Source organism: Streptomyces sp. NPDC048275 (assembly GCF_040652275.1).
Taxonomy (GTDB): Bacteria; Actinomycetota; Actinomycetes; order Streptomycetales; family Streptomycetaceae; genus Streptomyces.
Map to the genome: position 1 here is coordinate 16,891 of NZ_JBEZLR010000026.1, position 23,370 is coordinate 40,260.

Annotated in this window: 17 protein-coding genes and 3 pseudogenes; 6 read left to right on the forward strand and 14 right to left on the reverse strand. The window is 70.0% G+C overall.

What is annotated here, in order from left to right; translation table 11 throughout:
- Positions 1 to 28: 28 nt before the first annotated feature.
- Both AB0D57_RS17830 and AB0D57_RS17835 read left to right on the forward strand, forming a co-directional pair.
- Positions 29 to 325, forward strand: a pseudogene (locus AB0D57_RS17830) (hypothetical protein); the annotation flags it as partial.
- Positions 295 to 555 (forward strand): annotated as a pseudogene (locus AB0D57_RS17835) (hypothetical protein); the annotation flags it as partial. The pseudogenes AB0D57_RS17830 and AB0D57_RS17835, both read left to right, overlap by 31 nt.
- Positions 556 to 564: 9 nt before the next feature.
- Here AB0D57_RS17835 and AB0D57_RS17840 read toward each other — a convergent pair.
- Genes AB0D57_RS17840 through AB0D57_RS17860 form a run of 5 tightly spaced genes read right to left on the reverse strand, consistent with a single transcriptional unit; the run spans position 565 to position 3,960 of the window.
- Positions 565 to 885, reverse strand: coding sequence for a cytochrome P450 (locus tag AB0D57_RS17840; protein WP_362072962.1), 321 nt, complete (start codon positions 883 to 885; stop codon positions 565 to 567).
- A 9-nt stretch (positions 886 to 894) separates the two neighbouring features.
- The gene (locus AB0D57_RS17845; protein ID WP_362072965.1) at positions 895 to 1,614 is read right to left on the reverse strand and encodes a hypothetical protein; all 720 of its coding nucleotides are present in this window, start codon (positions 1,612 to 1,614) and stop codon (positions 895 to 897) included.
- The gene (locus tag AB0D57_RS17850) at positions 1,611 to 2,654 is read right to left on the reverse strand and encodes a Gfo/Idh/MocA family oxidoreductase (RefSeq protein WP_362072968.1); all 1,044 of its coding nucleotides are present in this window, start codon (positions 2,652 to 2,654) and stop codon (positions 1,611 to 1,613) included. Before AB0D57_RS17850 ends, AB0D57_RS17845 begins: the two co-directional genes overlap by 4 nt.
- Positions 2,651 to 3,553 carry a sugar phosphate isomerase/epimerase family protein gene (locus AB0D57_RS17855; protein ID WP_362072971.1) on the reverse strand — a complete coding sequence of 301 codons (903 nt, stop codon included), beginning with the start codon at positions 3,551 to 3,553 and terminating at the stop codon, positions 2,651 to 2,653. Before AB0D57_RS17855 ends, AB0D57_RS17850 begins: the two co-directional genes overlap by 4 nt.
- Positions 3,550 to 3,960 carry a methionine adenosyltransferase gene (locus AB0D57_RS17860; RefSeq protein ID WP_362073160.1) on the reverse strand — a complete coding sequence of 137 codons (411 nt, stop codon included), beginning with the start codon at positions 3,958 to 3,960 and terminating at the stop codon, positions 3,550 to 3,552. The genes AB0D57_RS17855 and AB0D57_RS17860 overlap by 4 nt, the downstream gene beginning before the upstream one ends.
- A gap of 184 nt (positions 3,961 to 4,144) precedes the next feature.
- Here AB0D57_RS17860 and AB0D57_RS17865 point away from each other — a divergent pair, with 184 nt between their 5' ends.
- Positions 4,145 to 5,233, forward strand: coding sequence for a hypothetical protein (locus AB0D57_RS17865; protein ID WP_362072974.1), 1,089 nt, complete (start codon positions 4,145 to 4,147; stop codon positions 5,231 to 5,233).
- A gap of 203 nt (positions 5,234 to 5,436) precedes the next feature.
- Here the strand turns inward: AB0D57_RS17865 and AB0D57_RS17870 are convergent, their stop codons facing one another.
- Positions 5,437 to 6,363, reverse strand: a complete 927-nt coding sequence (locus tag AB0D57_RS17870) for a hypothetical protein (RefSeq protein WP_362072977.1) — start codon at positions 6,361 to 6,363, stop codon at positions 5,437 to 5,439.
- Between the two features lie 19 nt (positions 6,364 to 6,382).
- Positions 6,383 to 6,751 carry a hypothetical protein gene (locus tag AB0D57_RS17875; protein WP_362072980.1) on the reverse strand — a complete coding sequence of 123 codons (369 nt, stop codon included), beginning with the start codon at positions 6,749 to 6,751 and terminating at the stop codon, positions 6,383 to 6,385.
- A gap of 153 nt (positions 6,752 to 6,904) precedes the next feature.
- Here AB0D57_RS17875 and AB0D57_RS17880 point away from each other — a divergent pair, with 153 nt between their 5' ends.
- A complete protein-coding gene (locus AB0D57_RS17880; protein ID WP_362072983.1) occupies positions 6,905 to 10,627 on the forward strand; it encodes a CHAT domain-containing protein in 3,723 nt (1,240 codons plus the stop codon).
- A 137-nt stretch (positions 10,628 to 10,764) separates the two neighbouring features.
- On the opposite strand, the gene AB0D57_RS17885 is transcribed toward AB0D57_RS17880, so the two are convergent.
- From AB0D57_RS17885 to AB0D57_RS17900, 4 genes are read right to left on the reverse strand one after another with little or no spacing between them, the layout of a single operon-like run.
- A complete protein-coding gene (locus AB0D57_RS17885) occupies positions 10,765 to 11,265 on the reverse strand; it encodes a hypothetical protein (protein ID WP_362072986.1) in 501 nt (166 codons plus the stop codon).
- Positions 11,262 to 13,478 (reverse strand): hypothetical protein, encoded by a 2,217-nt coding sequence (locus tag AB0D57_RS17890; protein ID WP_362072989.1) that lies wholly within the window; start codon positions 13,476 to 13,478, stop codon positions 11,262 to 11,264. Before AB0D57_RS17890 ends, AB0D57_RS17885 begins: the two co-directional genes overlap by 4 nt.
- The gene (locus tag AB0D57_RS17895; RefSeq protein ID WP_362072992.1) at positions 13,475 to 15,295 is read right to left on the reverse strand and encodes a hypothetical protein; all 1,821 of its coding nucleotides are present in this window, start codon (positions 15,293 to 15,295) and stop codon (positions 13,475 to 13,477) included. The genes AB0D57_RS17890 and AB0D57_RS17895 overlap by 4 nt, the downstream gene beginning before the upstream one ends.
- A complete protein-coding gene (locus AB0D57_RS17900) occupies positions 15,292 to 16,728 on the reverse strand; it encodes a tyrosine-type recombinase/integrase (protein WP_362072995.1) in 1,437 nt (478 codons plus the stop codon). Before AB0D57_RS17900 ends, AB0D57_RS17895 begins: the two co-directional genes overlap by 4 nt.
- A 173-nt stretch (positions 16,729 to 16,901) precedes the next feature.
- On the opposite strand from AB0D57_RS17900, the gene AB0D57_RS17905 reads away from it, so the two are divergent.
- Positions 16,902 to 17,216: a hypothetical protein gene (locus AB0D57_RS17905; RefSeq protein WP_362072999.1), complete on the forward strand. Its 315-nt coding sequence runs from the start codon at positions 16,902 to 16,904 to the stop codon at positions 17,214 to 17,216.
- Positions 17,217 to 17,668: 452 nt separating this feature from the next.
- Here AB0D57_RS17905 and AB0D57_RS17910 read toward each other — a convergent pair whose 3' ends face one another.
- Complete coding sequence (locus AB0D57_RS17910; protein ID WP_362073002.1) at positions 17,669 to 19,312, reverse strand: IS4 family transposase; 1,644 nt, start codon at positions 19,310 to 19,312, stop codon at positions 17,669 to 17,671.
- Between the two features lie 268 nt (positions 19,313 to 19,580).
- On the opposite strand from AB0D57_RS17910, the pseudogene AB0D57_RS17915 reads away from it, so the two are divergent.
- Positions 19,581 to 20,486 (forward strand): annotated as a pseudogene (locus AB0D57_RS17915) (penicillin acylase family protein); the annotation flags it as partial.
- 184 nt (positions 20,487 to 20,670) lie between these two features.
- On the opposite strand, the gene AB0D57_RS17920 reads toward AB0D57_RS17915, so the two are convergent.
- Positions 20,671 to 22,221: an acyl-CoA synthetase gene (locus AB0D57_RS17920; RefSeq protein ID WP_362073005.1), complete on the reverse strand. Its 1,551-nt coding sequence runs from the start codon at positions 22,219 to 22,221 to the stop codon at positions 20,671 to 20,673.
- Positions 22,218 to 23,330 carry a nitronate monooxygenase family protein gene (locus tag AB0D57_RS17925; protein WP_362073008.1) on the reverse strand — a complete coding sequence of 371 codons (1,113 nt, stop codon included), beginning with the start codon at positions 23,328 to 23,330 and terminating at the stop codon, positions 22,218 to 22,220. The genes AB0D57_RS17920 and AB0D57_RS17925 overlap by 4 nt, the downstream gene beginning before the upstream one ends.
- Positions 23,331 to 23,370 lie beyond the last annotated feature (40 nt).

Sequence of the window (23,370 nt, forward strand, 5' to 3'; positions counted from 1 at the left end):
CCTGGTCCAGGCGCCGGCCCAGCGGAGGATGCTCCGCGCCGCGGTCTCGCGCACCGAACGCACGAGCCCGAGCTTTGTCACCCCACCATCCAGGGCCCCGACCTGGCGGACTTCACCCCCATGGGGTTCGGCCAGGCCTGCCGGCTGTTCTTCCGCCGCGACTGCCAGCAGGAACTCGCCATGCCAACCGCCTCGCACAACGGCTGGCTGGCGCAGTACCTGGTCATGCGGCCGGCCACCCGCCCCTGGGTGCGCAAACACCGTGCGCGCCTTCCGTCCCGACGAGTGCGAACTGGACATCGAGTTCGCCCTGCACGGCGACGCGGGCCCCGCCTCGGCGTTCGCCTCTCGTGCCCGCGCGGGAGACCCTGTGGGACTGTCCGCCGAAGGTGTCGGGTACCTCCCCACGCCGACGCCCGTGCACCGAAACCCAACCGGCCCGGCCCAGGCAGACCGCTCGGCTCGAAGAACCGTCACCCCGCCACCCGCTACGACGTGGGCAAAACGGCCAGGCGGCCCGAGACCATCGCCGAACGTGACCAGCTCAGGCCATGAAGAACAAGCTCAGACCGCCACGATCGCGAGGCGGAGTTCGCGACGTGCGAGGTGAGCCCCGAGGCAGCGGTGGATCCCAGCCCCGGAGGCCACATGCCTGGAGAGATTGTCCCGAACGAAGGTCCAGAACGTCGGGATCGGGGAACCTTTCCGGTCGCGGTCGGCCGCCGTCCAGTTCAGGATCACACGGTCGCCCTTTCCCATGAAGCAGCCTCGAAGCTCGGTGTCTTCGGTGAGAGTGCGGGCCGCGGTCGGGACCGGCGCTTCGAAGCGTGGAAACTCGTCGCCTGCGCGGTCGGTCCACAGCCTCCCGGCCACCAGCAGGGGCACGGTCTGACCTCAGAAGTCACAGCTTCCGGCGTCGATAGTGCTCACCTGCTGGCGGCTACGGAACCGAGCATTCGCCGGCTCCGTAGCTCCCATTAGGCGTCGCGCGGTCTGATCGAGGCCGGCGTCCGCGAGCACTCCGGCGACCTGGGCGAGGACGGTCTCCGGGGTGGCGCCGTCGGTGTTGATGACCGTCGGCGGGGTGGGGCACAGCGAGGGCGCGATGTCGGTGTAGAAGCGGTGCAGCCGCTGAAGGAGGCCTTCGTCGAACCACTGCTTCCAGCGCGGGAGTACGGCGACGTTGCCGCGGCGGGTCAGGCTCTGGTCGGGGCTGACCAGGAGGATCGCGGTGAGGACCGTCTCCGGGAGTTCGGGGGCGATCCGGCGGGCGTAGAAGTCGCGGGCCGTGCGGTAGGGCAGGGAGTCCTCTGCGCGGGTGGCGTAGCAGTAGGCGAGGGCTCCGAGGTGGTTGCGGTCGGAGATGAGCAGGCGGGTGTCGGGGTCTGCGGCAAGGCGCTGCATGGCGCGGGCCTTGTCGAGTTCGTGCCGAAGGAACCACAAGGTGTGTCCGGCCGGGCTGGGGTGCACCGGTGCAGCGAGGCCGCAGGACAGGCGGGCGTTGGGCTCGGTGAACCAGAGGGTGTCGTCGCCCAGGGCGCACACCATGCGGGCGAGCAGGGAGGTTTTGCCCGCTCCGGGCGGGCCGTCCAGGACCAGTACGGGGGCGTTCACGATCGGGCTTCCTTCCGTGTGCGGGTGAGGCCGGCCAGGGCAAGGGCGAGGTCTTCGACGCGCAGGGCGAGGTCGGCGCTGGTCGGCAGGTCTGCGGGGTGCTGGCCGGACAGGCGGGCGGCGACGGACGCCCACATGGCGGTGAACGGGTCGCCGAAGCCGCTCTGTGTGCCGTCGGCGGTGGTGAGCCGGGTGGCGGCGGCCGGTTCGTAGGGGCGGGCGAAGTCGACGGTGGCGGCCGCGGCCGTGTCGGCGAGGTGGATCTGCTCGCGGAAGACCCCGGCCGGGGTCGCGGAGATGACCAGGGTGAACGGCTGTCCGCCCGGACCGTGCAGGAGCGCGTGGACGGACTGCCCGGCGGGATCGAGGCTGCACGCGGTGGCGGTGGTGCCGGGGACGGCCAGGAGCAGCGCGGTCAGCAGGTGGTAGCCCTGCCACAGCAGGATCTGCAGCGCCGTCACCTGGTGCGGGGCGAGGTAGTCGGGAACGGGCTGGGGCGGGTCCTGGTCGAAGTTGTACGGGGCGAAGCCGGCCGGGAGCAGGCGGCGGCGCGCGGCTTCGTCAACGCCGTCGGCCTTCACCAGCCAGCCTCCAGCGGGTTCGGGCACGTGGGCGAGGGCCGCGTGCAGCGCGGGTTCGTGGGCGCGCATCGCTCCGACCTCCAGGAGCAGCCCGGCGTCCCGGGCCCGGGCGGCGAGCTTGCGGGTGCGTACGGCGTCCAGGCAGACGGGTTTCTCGGTGACGACGTGGACGCCGGCGTCCAGGGCTTCCTCGATGAGGTCCTCGTGCACGCCGGTGAGGATCACCAGCACGTCGGTGTCGGTGAGCAGGTCGCCGACCCGCCTCGCGGTGCGGGGCACGGCGAACCGCTGTTGTGCGGTGCGGGCGCGTGCGGGGTCGCGGTCGGCGACAGCGGTCACGTCGAACGCGTCGGAGCGGGTGAGGAGCGGGAGGTGGAGGCCGAAGGCTGCGGCGCCGCATCCGGCGACCGCGAGCCGCCACGGCCGTACGGCGGGGCTGATGGTGGGGGTGGGGGTCATCGGGGGCCTGCCTTCGCGGGGGTCCAGCAGCGGGTGGCCGCGTGGTGGGACAGGCGGGCGATCTCGCCTGCGGGCAGCGACCGCACGGTGGGGTTGAACAGCTCCACTGACACCGGACCGTCGTACCCGGCCCGGGCCAGGGCGTCGGCGAAGGCCGGCCAGGGCAGAGCCCCGTCGCCGGGGAACAGGCGCTCTGCGTCGGTGACACTCGCGGTGTGGCCGGCCGGGATGTCGGCGATCTGCACGTGCGTGATGCGGCCGGGTCCGAGAGCGGTGATGTGGGCGGGGTCGGCTCCGGCGGCCGCCCAGTGGAAGGAGTCGACCAGCACGCCCGCGTGATCCGTGCCGGTGTCGTCCAGCAGTTCGGCGAGTTGGGGCAGGTTGTCGACGACCGGGTGCGGGAGCTCAGCAGGCAGTCCGGTGCGGATGCTGACGGCTTCGACGGCGAGCCACATTCCGTGCGCCGCGGCGGCGGTGGCGAGTTGGGCGATCCGCTCCCGTGCGAGGGCCCGCGCCCGGGTGGTGTCGAGCGGGGAGCGGGGGTTGAGGACGGTCGTGGCGACGGTGCAGCCCAGCGCGGCCATGGCCTGAAGGCGGTCGTCCAGTCCGTCCAGGCAGGTGCGGTAGGTGTCCGGGTCGACCAGCAGTGGGGCGGGCAGGACGGGGCCGGCGGGCAGGATGCCGCTCGCGGCGGCCACCTTTACTCCGAGCTCCTGGAGCAGGTCGCATAACCGGGCGGTGCCGTGGGCTTGGGCTTGCTGGACGGACACTTCGACCGTGGGGAATCCGGCGCCGGCGGCCAGGGCGAGGAACTCGGGCAGCGGGAGGCCTCTGAGGGTGGCCGGGTTGAGGCAGGGCACGAACCGCCCGGTGACGTCGTCGGTGGCGGGCGCGCTCATGCGGTGGCCAGCTTTCCGTCCAGCAGTTGCTCGCGCAGCGTGCCCAGGTCGGCCATGACGTCGGCGAGCACCTGCCGGACGCGGGCGGCGCCGATGGGGTTTGGGCCGGAGGTCTGCACGATCGCCTGCCAGGGGTCGGTCAGGTCCCGGCCGGACTGGGAGACCAGCGCGACCGCGCAGTCCAGCCCCGTTTCCTCGTGCAGGCGGCGCGCGGCTTCGGCGGCGGCCAGGTTGTAGAGCTTGCCGACGTGGTAGACGGGGTTCTTGCCCGAGACGCCTTCGGCGGACCAGGGCCGGAACATGCTGATCAGGCCGTTGGCGCGGTTGCAGGGCGTCCAGGAGGTTCCGTACTTGCTGGGTGTTGCCGCGGGCGCTGACGACCACGGACACCAGCGGCGGCTGTGAATCGGACATCGGCACTCCCTCGCGTGGGGATCGGGATGCCGTTCATGTCACCGCCAACGCCCCGCCGCCGGGAAGGAAAAGGCTGTTGCGGAGGTGTTGCGGACCGTGGCCCGCAGTTCTGCACAGCGCGTGCCCGACTCGCTACCGTGACGGATCATCAGGAAGTCGTGCGGAGGGGGACCCGCGATGTCCGACCAGCTCTTACCTCACCCGCTGACCGCTCTGCGCGCCGGACTCGGGCTGACCGGCGCGCAGTACCTGGACCGCCTTGACGATGTGCACTTCGCCCTCGGCTACGGCCGGATGGCCAAGGGCCGGCAGAAGGTCTCCCGCTGGGAGAACGGCGTCAACTCCCCCGAGCTGCCCGCCCGGTACGCCATGGGCCGCCTCCACGGCATCCCCCGCGAGGCCGTCACCGAGCTGGGATGGCCGGACTTTCTGCTGCTCGCCTTCCCCGTTGACCGTCCCGTTCTCGACAGCCCCTGGACCCTGGCGGGTACCGTGACAGCAGTAGCCGCTGCCGCTCGGGGAGGCTCCATGCAGGACCGACGGGGATTTCTCATCGCCAGTGGAGCCACGCTGAGCGGCCTAGCCACCAGCTGGAGTCTCGCGCTCGCCGAACCGGCCGCCGCCTTACCCGCCGTCCCGGCCAAAGCCGCCGCGAACACCCGCCTCACTCCGGCGCTGCTGGACGTACTCGAGCAGCGCCTGGACGACCTGCGCCGCCTGGACGACGTCCTCGGGGGCGCCCGGCTACGCCAGACCGCCGTCGCCGAGTACGAACTCCTCAACGGCCTGGCCGCGCAGACCGGACAGCACGGGCCGCTCGAACACCGGCTGCTGTCCCTGCTCGCGGAGTCCGCCCGCATGTGCGGCTGGCTCCAGTTCGACACCGGCCACCACGCCCGCGCCCAGCGCTTCTACATCACCGCGCTGCGCGCCTCCGCGAGCGCCGGCGACCACCAGGTCGGCGCCAACACCCTCGCCTTCATGGCGATCCAGGTCTACTCCAAGGGCAACCCCCAGGAAGCCGTCGACCTGGTGCGCACCGCGCAGGACGCCACCGCCCGCAAGACCACCCCGCGCGTGAAGTCGATGCTCCACGCCCGCGCGGCCCGTGCCCTGTCCAAGACCACCGCGCGCACCGAGTACGCCCGCGGCCCCCACGACGACGACCCGCCCTGGTCGTACTGGCTGAACGAAGGCGTTATGCGGTCTGTCAACCTGTTCCAGCGCGGGAGTGTCTCAAGGCTTCCCTACTGCCTGGCCGCGTGATGAGAGGTGGCCAGGCCGCAGCATGAGAGGCGGGGGTTCAGGGGCGGGTGGCGATGATGGCTGGGTGCGGCTCGTTTCGAGTGACCACTTGCTTCAGGCGCCCAGGTCGTAATCTCCCTGCTCAGCACCGGGATGGAGCCGCCTGCGGCTCGTGACAGTACTTGTGCTGTACGGAGCCAAAGCCACCGTGACGTACATGAGCATCAGTCGGTCTTTCTGAAGACCTCCGACATCCCGTCTCCCGTCTCATGAGTCAGCAGCCCCGTCGCGTCCGGCGTGATCAGGCCGACGCGAGTGGCCAGTTCCCGGCCGTGCACGTCGACGGCCGCCTCGATGAGGCCCGCGAGCGCGTCCAGCCCGGTCCGGGCGCGGGAACGGGCCACGGCCCCGCAGCCGACGGCGACCAGGGCGGCCGGCCACCACCAGCAGGCGAGCAGGGCGTAGCCCGCGGCCCAGGCTGTGAGGCGGGCCGCGGCGCTGAAGGAGTCGCGGGCCGACTGGATCTGCCGTCCGGCGGGCTCGGGGAGGATCAGCCACAGCCGCGGCCACAGGGCGGCGAGGTCCACGCCGTAGGCGGCCTCGACGCGGTCAGCCGTCGCCTGCATGCGGTCGCCGTACCAGGTGGGGCGGGTCGGTTTGCACAGCGCGATGCGGTCGCGGGCCTCGGTGAGGGCTTGGATCCGCACAAATGTGCTTCTCGGGATCGTCACCGCGCCGTTCGCTCCGGCAGCGGTCGGGTTGGCGTGTGCGACGGCCTCCTCGACTTTCGCGTCCCTTTCCTTCCATTGCCGCTCGCGTCGTGCGGTGAGGGCGAGCGAGAGCGGGTCCCGGCCGAAGCGCAGCCAGTACCGTTCGATCGCGCCGCCGAGGAACTGCGCGGCGAGTGAGGCCGCGGCCGCGGTGAGCAGGACGAGCGCCGCCAGGAGTGCGGCGGTGCCGGTCCGGTCGAGTGCGGGGCGGGCGGCGAGGTCGTCCAGGGTGGCGCGCAGCCGGTCGACGTCGTGCCAGTGGCGGTGCCCCAGGGTGGTGCCGATGGCTGTGACGGCGAGGAAGAGGGCGCCGGGCAGCACCAGCAGGTTCAGCCAGCGTTCGGTGAGTTTGCTGCCCAGGGTGGCGAGGAGTGGGTTCATGAGGTCGGCGGCCCGGGGGTCACTCTTCGGGGCGCAGACGCCGTTTGCGCATACGGGTGTCGTGGACCGCACAGTGCGGGGCGGGCAGCAGGTCGCGGGCCCGTTCCAGTCGGCTGCAGCGGGCCTGTCCCGGGCACACAGCCACCTTGATGTGCGTCGCAACGCCGGGAGTAGTTGCGCCCCGGGATTCGTTGAGTAGCCCGCGTGCGTCCCCGGCCTGGCGTAGCACGTGGTCCAGGTCGTCGTAGCAAGCCGCCAGCACGGCGGCGTCCGCGCCCGACCGCAGCAGGGTCAGCGCACGCTCGGCCGCCGCCTGGACCTCGGGCAGCCGCCGCACGTTGCCCGACGAGCCGAGCAGGGCGCACAGTGCCGCTGTCCTCTGGGCCATTGCAGAGCGATCGGGCTGTACCGTCATGCTCCAAGTGTGCCGCAGATTAAGCACAGTCGAGGTTGGCCACTGTGGCGGCGGAGTCGGCATGGGGAGTTCGGCAACGTGCGGGATGATCGGGACCGGCTGGTCCGGGCGATCCGTGATCGCGTCATGCGTGTAAACAGGGACGCCGTGTTCGGCGACGAGGCGGATGCTGAGCTTCGGGCACTGCTGAGGATCGCCGACACGACGACGGATATGGAGGCCCGGCACGCGGCCGGGTGGCTCTGTGCTGCTCGCGCGGCGGGTGACTCGGGGGATCACGGCCGGGTCTACGGAGGCATGGCCGGAGCGCTGCTCTTTCCGGTGTGGGTGGTTGATCCACGGCTCGTGCCGCCGGAGTTCGCAGTGGGCTACGCGGGTATCGACCCTGCTGCGCGGCCGAACCCGGGGCATGGCGACAGTCCCGCCGATTGGGCGGGAGAGTGTGTTGCGTTCTTGATCGCCGCGGAGGGGCAGCAGCACAGTCCGCCGCCGGACGCCTCCACCGATGTCCGGCGAGGCTATGAGACGGCTGCGCAGTACGCCGCCATGACACCCTCGCGCGACAAACTCCTCGCCTCCGCGATCGGGTACGGCACTCTGTCTGTCCTCGCGACTGCGGAGGACGACCCGTTGTACGCGGACCGCAGTGAAGGACTCTCCGTCGCGATGACCCTCGCCGGGATGACCTGGCCGTTCGGTGACCTGGGCGCCGATCGGGTCCGGTTTGCCCGCCGTGCCCTCAAAGGCATCCCGTCCGATTCCCCGGACCGGCTCGCTGCCCTCAGTAATCTCGGGATCCAGCTCCTGGAGCGATACCGGCAGGGCTACGACCCAGAAGACCTGCACGACGCTGTCGGTATCGCGCGTGACGTGCTGGCCCAGATGCCTGCGGAGAGCCCGGACCTGGCCTACTACCTCAGCGCACTGGGAAACGCGCTGATCCTGCTCCTGGATCAAGAAGGCGACTTTGAGCGGCACGACGAGGTTGTGGATCTGTTCCGCCAGGTGGTCCCCGGCGTTCCTCAGGAAGCGGCGGCTGCACGGCTCAACCTGGGTATCGCACTCCTGCTGAGAGGCCAGCGCACTCGCCGGGCCGACGACCTGGACGAGGCGGTCCATGCGCTGACCGAGGCGCTCCCGGCGTCCCGGGACGCGAAGCAGACCGCCGCGATACGCCGAGCCCTGGGCAACGCGCAGCGTGCCCGATTCACTCTGTTCGGCGGTGATCCGACGGAACTGGACACGGCGATCAGGCACCTCTCAGACCCAACTGCCGGACCGAAGGAGACGACGCCTGACTCCGCGGTTGATCTGGAAACTGCCGCCATAGCCAGATACGCCCGGTACCAGCACCATCCGGAAGGAAGCACCGCGGATCTGGCGGAGGCTCTGCGGCTGTTGCGAGAAGCCGTCGCGCACCTGCCGACGGCCCACCCGGTCCGGCCCGAGGCTCTCCACCATCTCGGCCAGGTGCTGAAGAACAGCTACGAGCAGGGGGGAAGCCCAGAGGAGGTGAGCGAGGCCGTGCGAGCTCAGCGGGAGGCGGTGGCACTTACCCCCGAAGGGCACAAGATGTTCGAAACGCGGATGCTCGACTTGGGCATGGCGTTGAGTTTGCGGCACCTGCTGACCGATGACGGCGAGGACCTGCGAGAAGCCCAGGAGTGCTGGCGCCGGGCGGTGCCATCGCCCGGCCTGGACCGCGCGCCCCACGCGACGCTGCTGGACAAGGTGGGGATCATTCGGTCTTTGGCCATTGCGCGCGTCCCTGAGTTGGTCGCCCAACTCGACGAGACAGTAAAGCTCTTCAGGGATGCACTCGCCCTCACCCCGGAGGGCGACCCGCTGATGCCCCACCGGCACCTCGGCCTCGCCGCCGCCCTGTTGACCCGCTTCGCGCACACGCAACGGCGCGGCGACGCCCGCGAGGCACGCAAGCTGGCCGACATGGTGATCGCGGCGCTGCCTCCGAACTCCCCCGACCTGCCGAACGCTCTGGCCGTGGCCGCGGGCTCGCGCCTCCCGAGCTCACGCAACCACGTCCGGGACGAGGCGGTCACGCTGGCCCGCCAGCTGATCGAGATCACCCCGCCCAACCACCCCCGGCGCGCCCTGCGACTGGCGAATCTCGGCCACGCCCTGGTCGTCCGGAGGGCGGGCCGCCTTCGAGCCGACCTGGTCAAGGCGGCTGAGGCGTACCAGGAAGGGGCCCTGCAACAGCATTGCGCCCCTTCCCAGCGCCTGGATGCCGCACGGTTCTGGGGCAACCTCCAGGCGGAGCTCGGTGACTGGGCAGGCGCATTGGACGGCTATGCGGTGGCGGTTGACCTCCTGAACTCCGTCGCGCCCCGCCATCTCGCCCGCGACGACCAGGAGTTACTGCTGAGCCGAGCCGTCGGGCTGGGTGCCGCAGCGGCGGCCTGCGCGGTGCGCTGCGGCCTCCCCGGGCTCGCGGTCGGTTTGCTCGAACAGGCCAGGGGTGTGCTCCTCTCCCACGCCTTCGACGCCGACAGCGATCTGACCCGGCTCCGGGAGGCGGCCCCGGACCTCGCCAACCGCTTCGAAGAACTCCGGGATGCCCTGGACACGGCTACCGACAGCCAGGATCAGGGATTCCTCGAAGAAGAGATCCCCGGCGCCGCGCACGGCCCCGACGCCGGCGCCGATCTGCGGCAGCGGCTGGCCGCCGAGTGGCGAGAGCTGACCGGGCGTATCCGCGCCGAGCACCCGGAACTCGGCCTGCTGCGGTCGGTGCGGGAGTGGGACGAGCGGGAACTGCGCGCGACAGCCGCGGCAGGCCCGGTGGTACTGGTCAACGTCTCCCCGTACGGGAGCGACGCACTGGTCGTCACCCAGCGATCCATCGACGCCGTACCACTCCCTGGGCTGGATCCAGCGACGACATCGGCCCGCCGGCAGGCCCTCCAGGACGCGCTGTCGCGTATCGAGACGCCCCGAACCTCCCGCACCGAGTCCCTGCGCGCACAACAAGTCGTCCGCGACACGCTCACCTGGCTGTGGCAAGCGGTCACCGGACCCGTCCTCGACCACCTGGGCATCCCGGCCGCCCCCGCCGGACCGCTGCCCCGTGTGTGGTGGGCGCCCGGCGGCGTCCTCGGCACCCTGCCGTTGCATGCCGCGACCCCCCAAGGAGGTGCGCCAGGTGCGTTAGACCGGGTCGTCTCCTCGTACACGCCGACTTTGCGGGCTCTGCACCACGCCCGGCAACGCGCCGCCCGCCCCGCGGGCACCGATGCGCTCGTCGTCGCCGTCGGCGAAGCCAGCGGCCTCGCACCGCTGCCCGCCGCGCGCCGTGAAGCCGAACACCTCGCCCGGCTGCTGCCCAGCGCTCAGGTGCTGACCGGCGCGTCCGCCACTCACTCCGCGGTGGTCTCCGCCCTGCCTCGGTACGCGTATGCACACTTCGCCTGCCACGCCCTGGGGGAGCTCGAGCGCCCGTCCGCCAGCCGGCTCGTCCTGCACGATCACGCCGAACATCCGCTCACCGTCCGCGACCTCGCCCGGCTCAGGCTGCCGTCGGTCCAGCTCGCCTACCTCTCCGCCTGCGACACTCTGCGCACCAGCCCCGAACTCGCCGACGAGGCCGTCCACATCGTCAGCGCCCTCCAGATCGCGGGCTTCCCCCATGTCGTCGGCTCGCTGTGGCACGTCGACGACACGATCGGAGCCGGTGTCGCCCAGGACGTGTACGAGGCCCTAGTCACGGGCGACAACGCGTTGGATGTCAACCGGACAGCAGAGGCACTGCACTCCACCGTGTGCGCGCTGCGCGACACGTATCCCCAGACCCCAAGTCTTTGGGCCTGCCAGGTACACGCGGGTCCCTAGATGTCTGGCCGGGGAGGTTGTGAACGCCACGTGGGGAGGCGACCGGGGCAGGCTCGCGGCAGCTCCGACGCACGACGGCAACGAGCGTGCTCCCGCTGTTTCTCACAGCCACGCGAAACGGCAGGTGACGCGCCCAGTCAGGGCAAAGGAGGGCTCGGGACCGGCAGGACCGCGACGTTGTCCCCGGACTGCCGCAGCCGTTCGAGGAGATGGGCGTTCTGAGTCTCCAGTTCGACGTTGCGCAAGGTCAGGACCTGAATCTGGTTGGCGTACGTGGCCAGGGTGTCCTTCAGTTCGCGGATCTCGGCGGCATAGTCGCTGCGAAGCTCGCGCTCTGTCTTCTTCAGCCGGGCGACTTCCGCCCGCAGTTCCTCCGGTTCCGGACGGCGCGTCTGCGGCGCTTCCAGGATCTCCTTCACCGCCTGCGCAACCGGCGAGCGGTAGAACGAAGCGCGGGAGACACCGGCCTCGGTGCACAGATTCACGATCGTGATCTTGCCATCGGTGAGTTCAGGCAGCCCGTGCATCAGCCGCTCGAACGCCTCCATCAGCGCGCGGTCGATGTCGGTCAGCACTCTGCCGCCCGCCGAGAGCCGGTCGAACGCGTGCCGGATACGCAGCCGTGTCTCGTCGTTCACGCTGCCCCCGCGCCTTCCGTGCTGTCGTCGGTGGTGATGCTCTGGATCAGTTCGTCGAGTTCGGTGGCGTAGTCGGTCAGCGCGATCACCTGCAGCCGGGGCAGTGCCTCGCGCTCCTTCTTGGGCAGGTCCAGCACCGACACGGCTTGATTCCGCGCCGTGGTGAGCCGGGGCAGGTGCACCGCCGACCGGCGCGCGTTGGGGCAGTGCAGACACATGTTGTGCAGCGGCACCGGGCGGCCGAGGGCCTTGGCGCGCTTGCGGCAGATGGCGGTTGCGGCCTGGAAGAAGCAGTCGTTCAGCACCCCCGGGTGCAGAGTCTTGGTCAGGTGCTGCAGCATCGTCCGCAGCCGGGCTGACGACGCGACGACACCGGGCAAGTCCCCGAGCTCGCGGCGGATCCGCTCGAACTCCGCCGAGATCCGCTCGGCGGCCCCGCCGGCGGAGGCGCCGCCGTCGGTCCAGTCCCGGTAGAGGTCTTCGAGGTAGTCCAGCCGGGCAGCCGCTTCGTTGCTGGCCACCTCGGCGGCGAACCCGGACTCCGACGTCCCGGCATACCCCTCAAACATGACAGTTCGGGAATGTTGGTACTGACGTGTTCCGGCGACGACGCCGAACGGCTGGTGCGCAATGTGCCAGGCCACGGTCCTGCGGAACTGGACCGTCGTGAAGGCCCACGGCACCCCTTCGCCGTCCTCTGCTGCATCCTCCTCGGTGTCGGCGTCCTCCTCGCTGTCGGGGGCGTCGGCGTCCGGGTCGTCGTCGAGTTCGACCGCGCTGGTGTCGTTGGGGACGAACAGCCCCTCGTCGGTGCCGAAGAGATCATTGAGGTGGTCCCGGAACCGGCGGAGCCGTCCAGGGATGGCACGCATCAGCGCGAAGCCGGTCTCCCGCGGACCCCAGCCGAACAGGTACTGCGGGCAGTTGTTGATCGCCCGGAGCACCTCGATGGCCTGGTGGACGATCTCCAGCACGACCCACTCGGCCTCGTCCCCGCTGAGCTTGCGGTGTTTGTAGACGCGTCCGCGGATCTTGTGGCGGAGGCGTCCGTCGTCACCCGGCTCGGTGAACGCGCAATCGCGGCTGAGTTCCCGCACTTCGGCGTCTCGCATGCCACTGAGGTAAGCGATCGCCGCCCAGCAGGCTGTCCGCAGATACTGGAGCTCGGTCTTCACGCTGAACGGGTCCAACCGCGGGCGCCAGGGGCGGCCGGACTCCGACCATGGCGAGATAGGCGAATCCAAACCGCCTGGCTCGTAGCCCAGTTCGTCCCCGGCCTCGTCGATCATCCGCCGCAGGCCAGGGTCAGCACCATAGCCCCCGATCAACAACTCGATGAACGTCACGTTCGGGGCCTGGACGACGCCGTCGACCACGGGCGCGTCCGGCCGCAGGTGCGCCATCTCCAGCGGCAGCGCGGGCAGCCCGCGCCCGGCGGCCTCGCGCTCGGCGGCGAGCGCCGCGAACATGGCCCGGCCCCGGCCGTAGGCGTACGGTTTGCGCTCTGCCGCCGCCCGCAGCTCCTCCAGCGTGCGCTGGCCTGCCAGGATGTCCTTGCTGGCGGTCGTCACGTAGAACACGGCGCCCCGCAGGTAGGGCGCCATGATGTGCTCCGGGATCCGGTCGGTGGAGTTCTCCTTTGACCGGGGTGGCCGGCCGGCGACCGCTGCCGCCGAGCGTCCCGGCCAGGGGTGGATCGTCAGCCGGTCCCAGCTCAGGAAGGGACCATGGGCGGACAACTGCTTCAGGGTCGTGACCAGGCATGCCGCGGTCTCGACGGACCCGGTCTTCCACTGGTCGAGCACGGCTACCAGGTGATCACGCCGCACCTGGGTGAGCCGGGGCGCCCCGACCGCCCGCAGGTCGGCGAGGACCGCGCGCAGGTGGTGCATTGCCTGGGTAGCCCCGGTCAGCTTCAGCGGTTTCACCCTGGAGGCACTCATGTAGCTGGCGGGGATGCCGCGTCGGAAGCGGGAGAACAGGCATTCCTTGGCCGTGCGGACAGCGATCTCGTCGGCGAAGCCGGAGGAGAAATCCAGACGGGCGTGGGTGGTGGTGCGCAAGACGAACGGCCGCAAGTCCCAGACCATCTCCCCGAACCGGGGCCCGCGGCCCGTGGCCTTCGAGGTGAGGTGCTTGGGCAGCACGTACTCGTCGTCGGCGACGATCGGGGCGGCGCCGACGCCGACGACGGGTTGAGGGGCGAGGGTCATGTGGTGAGCTCCAGGAACTGAGCGGGCAGTGACAGGCGGGGCCCGGCGGCCTCGGCGATCGCGGTCGCGGTGGCGATCTGCTCCGTGCTGAACTTCGGGCGGATGCCGTGGACGATGCGCTCCCAGGCCAGCCCGTAGCGGGCCTGCCACTCGGCGGTCGCGTACTCCCCGCGCTGTGCCTCCAGGAAGTCGAGGAAGGACAGCAGGCTGGGCAGGTGCCGGGTGGTGAACACGGCGTTCGGGCATTCCAGGCAGCCCCAGATGGCGACGGGGCACCCGGCTCCCTTCTTCAGCGCCCAGGGCGAGTCGTAGTAGTCGCGGCATGAGGCGAGCCACACGTCGTTGTCCGTGCCGAGTGCGACCCGTACCTCCTCCGGCTCCAGGACATCGCCGCCGTCGTCCAGGCGGCTTCCGTCGTCCTCGAGCACGACCGGCGGGGCCAACGCCGCGTCGAGGGCCTCCTTCAGTCCGTTCTCCACCGCCTGCTCGTGGACCTCACGGTGGGCCTCGATGTCCGCGTAGTGACCGGCGGCGACGTCCTTGGTGTGGCCGGAGACGAAGTCGTCGAGGATGCCGCCGGCCCGCAGGTAGTTCCGCGACTTGTGGCTCTTGCGCAGGCGCCGCATGTCCATCGACACCGCGCCGCCCCCGCGGTCCGTCATCTGGTCGATCTTGTGGCGGGCCATCCATAACCCCGCGTCACGACTTATATGGGAGCGGCCTGGCCCGCGGAGATAGACCGCGCGGACCTCGTTGTCCAAGACCACATTCCACAGCGCATCCGAGCCGGTGATCTCACGCGCGCGCTGGGTCAGCCGCAGTGCGAGCCGGATCAGGCCGCCCGGGAAGTGGAGAGCACCGCCGTCCGACACACGCATGGTCTTGTGCGCGTGGACGTGGGCCCGCTTCTTGACGTAGGCGATGCTCACGAACCCGCGCGCCGGATTCACCAGGCAGTTGGTCCGGAGCTTCTTCGCGCACTCGGGCTCCAGCCCCGTCTGGCAGATCAGCAGGGACAGGAACGGCACCATGTCGGCCTTGGTCAAGAACAGGTGCGAGTTGAGCAGCCGGATGCCGCCCAGCGCGACAACTTCCTTGTGCCGTCGGCGGTGTTCCGGGGTGAGCGGCCCGTGGTGTGCGATGTACCAGAGCACGTTCTCCAGTCGCCCCCAGCCGCCGGTCTCGGGATCCTCACCCTGCTCGGCGAGGCGCTCACCACGCAGGATCCGGTCCCGGATCGCGCGCACGTCCTTCCGCGCGGCGGCTTCGATCCGCTCGAACACCGGCAGCGGGTAGGCGTCCAGCGGTTTGTCCGCCGGCCGCTCCGCCGTCGTCGCCGTGAAGCCGATCCGGGCCTGGGTCTCGACGCTGAAGGTGTCCCCGTCCTCCGCGTGGATGCCGCGCAGCAGCCGCACGATGTCCATCAGGATCGTGTAGGGCCGTCCGCTGCCCTCCGGGAACTTGTTGACCAGGTGGTCCTCGAAGGCGTCCAGCAGTGCCGGCTCCAGGTCTCCGGCCGTGAGGTCCTCTGCCTCCGCCGGTTCGGCCGCGGCGACGAAGCCCACGAACAACCGGACGGAGGTGATCATCTGACGAAACGAGTCCACCCTGTGCAGCGTCCCCTCGTCGCCGCCGATCCCGCTGAGCACGCCCGCCAGCGCGCGGACCAGCCGCGGGCAGGGCAGATACGACAGATCGAAGTGATGCTCTTCGCGGTCAAACCGCAAGGTGAAGGCGACCGGCCCGATCCTCGGCACCGGTTCCGGCGGCGCGGGAACGTCCACCGCCGCGGGGAAGCGGACCCGCCGCGGGCTCACGCTGCCTCCGCTTCCACACGGACCGCCTCCAAGGCGGAGACCTGCGCGTCCCACTCGGCGAGGGCGGACAACACGATCTCCTGGAACTCATCCAGCAGGTCTAGATAGATGTAGACCGTCGACTCCTGCGCATGGCCAAGCAGCTTCGCCAACTTGCGCATCGGGCTGCCGAACAGCAGCCGCTTGAGCTCGGCGCGGGTGAAGTGCCGGTCCTCGCTCTGGCCGAGTGCCCGGATGGTCTGCCTGAGCATCAGCCCAAGCATCTGAACAGCGAAAACATGCCTCAGGACATGAGGGGTGACCATCAGGTCGATCCCGAACGAAGCACACCGCTCGTTCGCCCGACGGAACGCGGACTGCCATGTCGACGGCTTCAGTGGCTGGCCGTCCTCTCCCAGCCACAGCGCCAGCGGCTCCTGGGGCCGCCCGGCGGCATCGACGCGGAACAGCTTCCGGCGTGACTCGACGCCGATCTTCGAATACGACCAGGCCCGGTTGTTGCCCGCGACGGTCAGCGCGTGCCGGCCCGCCCGCCGCACCGGCACGAAGTCCTCGACCTTCGCGAAGTACCCGCGAGCCCAGGCTCGTTGCACCATCGCGTCCCGCTCGATGGCCAGGTAGTGGTGCCACGACCGCAGCGTCCGCAGGTTCGCGTAGACCGTCCGGGCCCTGTGCCGCTTGGTCACCGCTGACGACAGATGGACATCGCCCCGGACCCGGCTGCCGGCCACCGGCGGCAGCTCGGTCGCGAGCAGACTCGCCCCCTCGCCAAGCCGCATCCCTGTGTAGACGAGCGAGTCCGCGAACAACGCGTTGCGCTCGCCGTGGCGCCCCCGCCACGTCGGATCCGGCCGCCCGTCGGGCAGTTCGCCCCGCAGCCCCACGTTCCGCCACAGCAGATAGTCGACGAACTGCACGATCCGCAGCGGCTCTTCGTCGTCGTCCACGTCGTACTCGGCGTTGATCCGCACCCGCTTCGGGCCCTGAGGCGTCATGACCGTCTTGTCGACGTACCGGAACGGCTCCCGCGTCAGCAGCTCTTCGTAGAGCGACCACTGCACCCACTTGTCGAGCGCCGCGATCGACCGCCGCCATGTGGAGGCCGAGACCGTATCCGGGCCCTCCATCCGCAGCCGGACCGCCTTGTACGCCTTCAGGTCATCGCTGTCGGTCTCCCAGATCGACTTCCCGCCTCGCGACTCGTGCAGGAACCGGCAGTACAGCATGACGTCGCGCATGTAGCCCTCGTGGCCGTTGTCCGACCGCACGCCCCAACTGTCCAGCTCCCGGCCGAACCTGTTCAGGTGCACGTCGTACGAGCCGTCGGCTCCGAGCACGAACCACTTGCTGTCGCGTACGCCAGCCCGCTCCAACACGGCGGACGCGTCGAACCCCCAGTCACCGCACGCCCGTGCCGCCGACGTGCGGTGCATCAGAACGACGGCTTCCTGACGCTCCTCCTCTGCAAGACCTCTCTCGTCTTCGGCATCTAGGACGGACGACGTACGCATGCGCTCCATGTAGCCCCCTGAGACAGCAGTGGCGCTCTCGTAACTGCGTGATCTGTGAGACAGATTGAAGCGCCAACATAAAAGGCGAGATCGAGATGCTCGCCGGGTCCTCCGCCCTCGATCTCGATGACCCCCGCCGCGCCCTGACCCACTTCGATCAGGCACGCCACGTCCAGTACGCGGCCGACGGCTACGTCCGCGACTACGTCCTCTACCTCACCCGCACCGCCCGCGCCCACCTGCAGCTCGGTGACCTGGACGCCGCGTGCGCCGTCGCGACGGACGCCTTCACTCAGAACGCCACCCTCAACTCCTCCCGGCCCTCGGACGCCCTTGAGGACCTCCGAGACGAGCTCACGCCCCACCGGCACGTGCGAGTGGTCCGGGACTTCCTGCTGCTCAGTGTCTGAGCAGGGCAGGGCCAAGCAGGCGTGCCGGATTGAAGATGCACGCACCGGCAGAGCCCCGTTCTGAGGAAGACAGTCCGAGATCGTTGATCTGCGGGCAGATACAGACCAAAAAAACCGGGGACGCACACCTGATGGCGGCGTGGTCCTCGGGCTGTCATGGGGTCCGAACGTCGCCCAGCAGCAGACGACATGGAGCTACGAGGTCCTGAAAGTCCACCAGCACTGGCGTCACCGGCGGCGATAGAACCAGCAGCACGACGCGCAGAATTCGCCGCCAACCGCTGCGAACCTACGCCCTGAGCCGGTGTACCGGACCAGCCTGCTTCACGGCTGGCGGAAAGCGACGGCCGCACGGCGGCCCGCACGGCAGAATCAGGTGATCGACACGCCCTTGGGGGGGGAGCCATGGAAGTGAGGTTGATCCAAGGCCGGGTAGTTAGCGTTTTCGCAGGTCACGCAAGTGGGGCTGGAGACCATGGTGTTGCGGCGTAGAGGCCGGGGCCGAGTTTGTGGATGAGGCCGCTGGCGGCCCACCGATTCAGTTGTCTGTACATGGTCTCCAGAGTGACATCGCCGAAGTGGGCGGCGATGTCACGGGGCTGCCAGAGACGCGTGGGGTCTTCCTGGAGCAGGGCCGGGATGCGGTGTCGGCGCCGCGCGGCTGGGGCGGCGTGCCGGTCGTCCCGGGAGGCCGAGGGAAGTGCGGGTGAGTGATCCAGGGGTTCGAGGACAGTGACGTTGAGGTGGGTGACGGTGCGGCTGGTGTCGGGGCGGCCGTCTTTGCGTCCTTCGCTGTAGCGGGACATCGGTGACTTGACTTTGCGGGTGCTGACCCGTTGTCGGCGGGGAGGGAGCAGGCCGGTCAGGATCCGGCGGCCGATGGTTCCGAGGAGAGTGTCCCGATCGGTGTCCGTGGTGACGATGCCGGTGGCCTGGATCACCTGGTCGCGGGCGGTGTGGAGCGTGATGCTGAAACAGCAGCGGTCCGGGTCGGTGCCGGGGAGGGACTCGGCGGCGTCGACCATCAGGGTGCGCAGGGCCTGGTAGAGCGTGAGCAGGGACCACATCTCCTGCTCGATGCCTGCCGGGTCGCCCGAACGCAGGTTGCGCCCGTTCATGATCGTGTGGCGGAGCGCGTAGTACGCCGATTCGTGTTCCCACCGCTGGTGATAGAGACCCACCAGCGCGGTGGCGGGGTAACGGCGGGCGTCGGTCAGGGTGGTGACCAGTCGGTAGGACCCGGTGAAGGACGTGCCGTCCGCGCAGGTCACGGCGATCTGTGCGTCGATGATCCGCACTTTCACGGTGCCGATCACCGACAGGTAGGAGCCGTCAGCGAGGCGAGTGAGGACCGGCGTGCGCCGGTTGCTGCGGAGCCGTCCCAGGACCTGGGCGCCGGTGTCGGTGACCGCCGCGAGGAAGGCGTTGCTGTCGAATCCCTTGTCCCACAGCACCAGCATGTCCGGCCGCAGCAGATGCAGCAGCCGGCGAGCATAGCTCGTCTCGCCCTCGGCGGTGGGGCCGAACACCGCGCCGACCAGGGCCCGGGTGCCGGTCTCGACCAGCGTCATCAACTCCAGCGTCGGATAGCCATGATGCGAAGTCCTGCCCAGCCAGGTCCGGTTCCGCTCGGAATCGGGAACCCTCAGCGAACTGCAGCCGTCGAACGACACCAACCGGTACGCACCGAAACGCACCCCCGGCGTCGTCGGCCGGGCCAGCAACCCCGTCAGCACCTCGAACAACGCCCGCACAGGCGCGCTGCCGATCCGCCGGCGCAGGTCACGCAACGCCTTCGCCGACGGACAGACCACCGGCATCCCGGACAGACCCGCGGTCAGCTTGTCCCAGACGAGGCGATAGCCGACCTCAGGAAACAGGCACATCGCCAGCAAGAAGTAGACCCCGACCCGCGACGGCAGATCACGCAGCCGCTGCTGCACCGTCCGCGTCTCCGCAAGGACCGCGTCCACCAGCTCAAACGGCACGACCGCCGTCAGTTCCCCCAGATGCCCTGGAGCGAACCGGCCCGCGGCCACGGTGACCGTTCGGGTGATGGCCGTCAGTGGAGACGGCAGGACACAATGACGAGGCAACGGAGCTCCTTCGGGACAAGCTGTCTTGGTCGACTGCCTGTACCAACGAGCTCCGTTGCTCTGCGTCAAGAATCCTTCAACTCGCTTGCGGGACCTGCGAAAACGCTAACTACCCGGCCTTGGAGGTTGATCCCCGGGAGTGGACACCGGGTTTCACGCGACGAGTGTGCCCGGGTACTCTGCCTCCCCGTCCGGGGCGGCGGGAGCTTCGGCGTAGGGGCGGTGACTTGTGCGTGCGGCACGGTGCTTCGTCTGCCGCAGCCGCACGCCGCCGTCGGTGAACTCCAACGACAGCGCCTGGCTGGCCAACGCGGACCGGCCGTTGACCGGGTACGAGCGGGTCTTCGGCACGATCGCAACGCCGCGCTCCCTGCGCACGCGCGGCGCGGTCGAGGACGTGGCGGCGATGGCGGAGAAGAGCCGTCTGACCGTACGGGATCTTCAGGCGCAGCAGTTCGCGAACCGCGTGCCCGCGGGTGATCTCGTCGCGGACGACGTGGCGCGCGTGTGCGCCGCGCTGCCCGGTGGCACGGCAACGAGCAGTGATGGCACCGTCGTTGATGTGTCCGAGGCGTGCGGTGTGCTGGCGGCTTGGGACCACTCCATGAACACCGGCAGCCGGGGCGCTCTGCTGTTCGACCGGTTCTGGCGGAAGGTGACGGCCGCGGTCCCGGCCGCGCAGCTCTGGAAGGTCCCCTTCTCGGCGGCGGACCCGGTCCACACCCCGAACACGCTCAACACCGAAGCGCCGGGCCTCTCGAGGGCGCTCGCCGACGCCGTGACCGAGTTGCGCACGTCGGGCATCGCGCTCGACGGGCGGCTCGGCGCGAACCAGTTCGTCGTACGGGGCGGTCAGCGCATCCCCGTGCCCGGCGGCACGGAGTCGCTCGGCGTGTGGAACAAGGTCGAGCCTGTGTGGAACCCGGCGGCCGGCGGATACACCGAGGTCACCACCGGGTCGTCGTACATCCAGGCTGTCGGCTGGGACGGCGGCCGCTGCCCGGTCGCCCGCACTTTGCTGACGTACTCCCAGTCGTCGAACCCGAACGCGCGGCACTACAGCGACCAGACGCGGCTGTTCTCGGGCGAGAAGTGGGTCACGTCCCGCTTCTGCGAGAAGGACATCCTGTCGTCTTCGGGGCTGAGGGTGATCCGCGTGAGCGCACACCGCTGACGGCAGGAATGTGGTCCTGGCCCCCCTCGGGACGCTGTTGACGACCCGCCGCCGGGGACCCTCCTCGGAAACCGTGAACACTTTCGCGGAAAGTGTTCACGGTTTCCGGCACCCATGGGGGGGCGTGGGGCTGCCCGGCGAACAACTCTCGGGGGCGTAGGACAGGTCGCCGCCATGGCCCGCGTCATACCGCTCGGGTGCGGCCCTCCCAGTACGGATCCCGCAGCCGCCGCTTGTACAGCTTTCCGTTCGGGTCGCGCGGCATCGTCTCGATGAAGTCGACGCTCTTGGGTCGCTTGTACCCGGCGAGCCGCCGCGCGCAGTGGTCCAGGATGTCCGCGGCGAGGGCCGCTCCCGGTTCGTGTCCGGGCGCGGGCTCGACGACGGCCTTGACCTCCTCGCCCCAGTCGTCGTGCGGGATGCCGAAGGCTGCCGCGTCGGCGACGGCGGGGTGGGTGAGCAGCGCGGCCTCGATCTCGGCCGGGTAGATGTTGACCCCGCCCGAGATGATCATGTCGATCTTGCGGTCGCGGAGGAAGAGATAGCCGTCCTCGTCGAGACAGCCCAGGTCGCCGACGGTGAAGTAGTCGCCGATGCGGTTCTTCCTCGTCTTGGTCTCGTCCTTGTGGTAGGCGAATCCGCCGGTGCTCATCTTCATGTAGACGGTGCCGAGTTCGCCGGGCGGCAGCCGGTTGCCGTCGTCGTCGAAGACGGCGAGTTCGCTGATGGGCCAGGCCTTGCCGACCGTGCCGGGTTTCTTCAGCCAGTCCTCGGTGGTCGCGAAGGCTCCGCCACCCTCGCTGGCCGCGTAGTACTCCTCGACGCTGTCGCCCCACCACTCGATCATGGCCCGTTTCACATGGTCCGGGCAGGGGGCGGCGCCATGGATGGCGTGCCGCATCGACGACACGTCGTAGCACGCCTTCACCTCGTCCGGCAGCGCGAGCAGGCGGTGGAACTGGGTCGGCACCATGTGGGTGTGCGTGCACGCGTGGGCATCGATGACACGGAGCATCTCCTCGGGCGTCCACTTGTCCATCAGCACCAGGCGGTGGCCAATGTGCAGGGAAGCGCCCGCGAACTGGAGGACGGCGGTGTGGTAGAGCGGTGAGCAGACGAGGTGCACATTGTCGTCGAACGGCTTGATGCCGAAGATGCCGAGGAAGCCGCCGAGGTATGCCTCCTCGGGGAGCTTGCCGGACAGCGGACGCCGGATGCCGCGCGGGCGTCCCGTGGTGCCCGAGGTGTAGTTCATGACCCAGCCGAGGGTGCGGTCGGGGGGCGCCGACTCGGGCTGCCCGTCGAGGAGTTCGGCGTACGGCCGAAAGCCCGCCATGTCGCCGACCGCGTACCGCTGTGCCGCGGGGAGCTTCGCCTCGTCGGCGGCAGGGCGCGCCGCGTCGGCGAACCGTTCGTGGGCGATGAGCACCTTGGCACCCGAGTCCGCGACGATCCAGGCGATCTCGGGGCCGACAAGGTGGTGGTTGACGGGCACGAGATAGAAGCCGGCCTGAGCGGCGGCGAGGTACGCGACGAAGAACTCGACGCCGTTGGGCAGCACGACCGCGAAGGCGTCGCCGCGCTCGAGCCCCGCGGCGCGCAGCCCGTGGACCAGTCGGTTGGCCGAGGCGTGCAGGCGTCCCGCGGTCCACTCGTCCCCGTCCGGGGTGATGAGGACCGTCCGCTCGGGGTCGGCGGTGGCCTGGGCCCAGAAGCCGTTCGGTGATGTGCTCATGATCGGGCGCTCCTTCCCGCGATCCGGTTGATGCGGTCGACGGCGCTCTCGAAGCCGCGGGTCAGGTCGTCGAAGACGGCCTGGACGCTGCGTTCGCTGTTCATCCGGCCGACGATCTGCCCTACGGGTGTCCCGAGCAGCGGCTCCACCTCGTACTTCTGGATACGGGAGACCGCCTCGGCCACCAGCAGCCCCTGGAGCGGCATGGGGAGCGTGCCGGGGCCGTTCGGGTCGTCCCAGGCGTCGGTCCACTCGGTACGCAGTTGACGCGCCGGCTTGCCGGTCAGGGCGCGCGAGCGGACGGTGTCACCGGACCCGGCGGCGAGCAGTTTCCGGGTCACGCCGCGCGAGTGCATCTCGGCCTCCGTGACGGTGAGCCATACGGAGCCGAGCCATACGCCCTGGGCACCGAGGCTGAGCGCGGCGGCCACCTGCTCACCGCTGCCGATACCGCCCGCCGCCAGTACGGGCAGCGGGTCGACGGCGTCCACGACCTCGGGAGTGAGCACCATTGATGCGATCTCCCCGGTGTGGCCGCCCGCCTCGTAGCCCTGCGCGACGACGATGTCGATGCCCGCCTCCGCGTGCTTGCGCGCGTGCCGGGCGCTGCCCGCGAGGGCCGCGACCAGGACCCCCTGCTCATGTGCGCGCTGCACGACATCGACGGGCGGTGAGCCCAGCGCGTTGGCGAGCAGCTTGATCGGGTAGTCGAAGGCGACGTCGAGCTGGGTGCGGGCGACCTGCTCCATCCACCCGGTGATGCGCCACCCGGACGCCTCCCCCTCGGCGAGTTCCGGCACACCGTACTTGGCGAGGGTGTCCTTGACGTACTGCCGGTGCCCCTCGGGAATCATGGCCTCGACGTCCGCCTCACTCACGCCTTCGACCTTCTTGGCGGGCATCACGACGTCCAGGCCGTAGGGCTTGCCGTCGACGTGCGCCTCGATCCAGTCGAGGTCGCGCTTGAGGTCGTCGGGAGAGGTGTAGCGGACCGCGCCGAGCACGCCGAACCCGCCCGCCCGGCTGATGGCCGCGGCGACGGCGGGAAACGGCGTGAAGCCGAAAATGGCGTGCTCGACTCCCAGTTCCTTGCTCAGCTCCGTCTGCATGGCCGCAGAATGCCGCAGTCCTCGGGACGAGGGAAGGCCT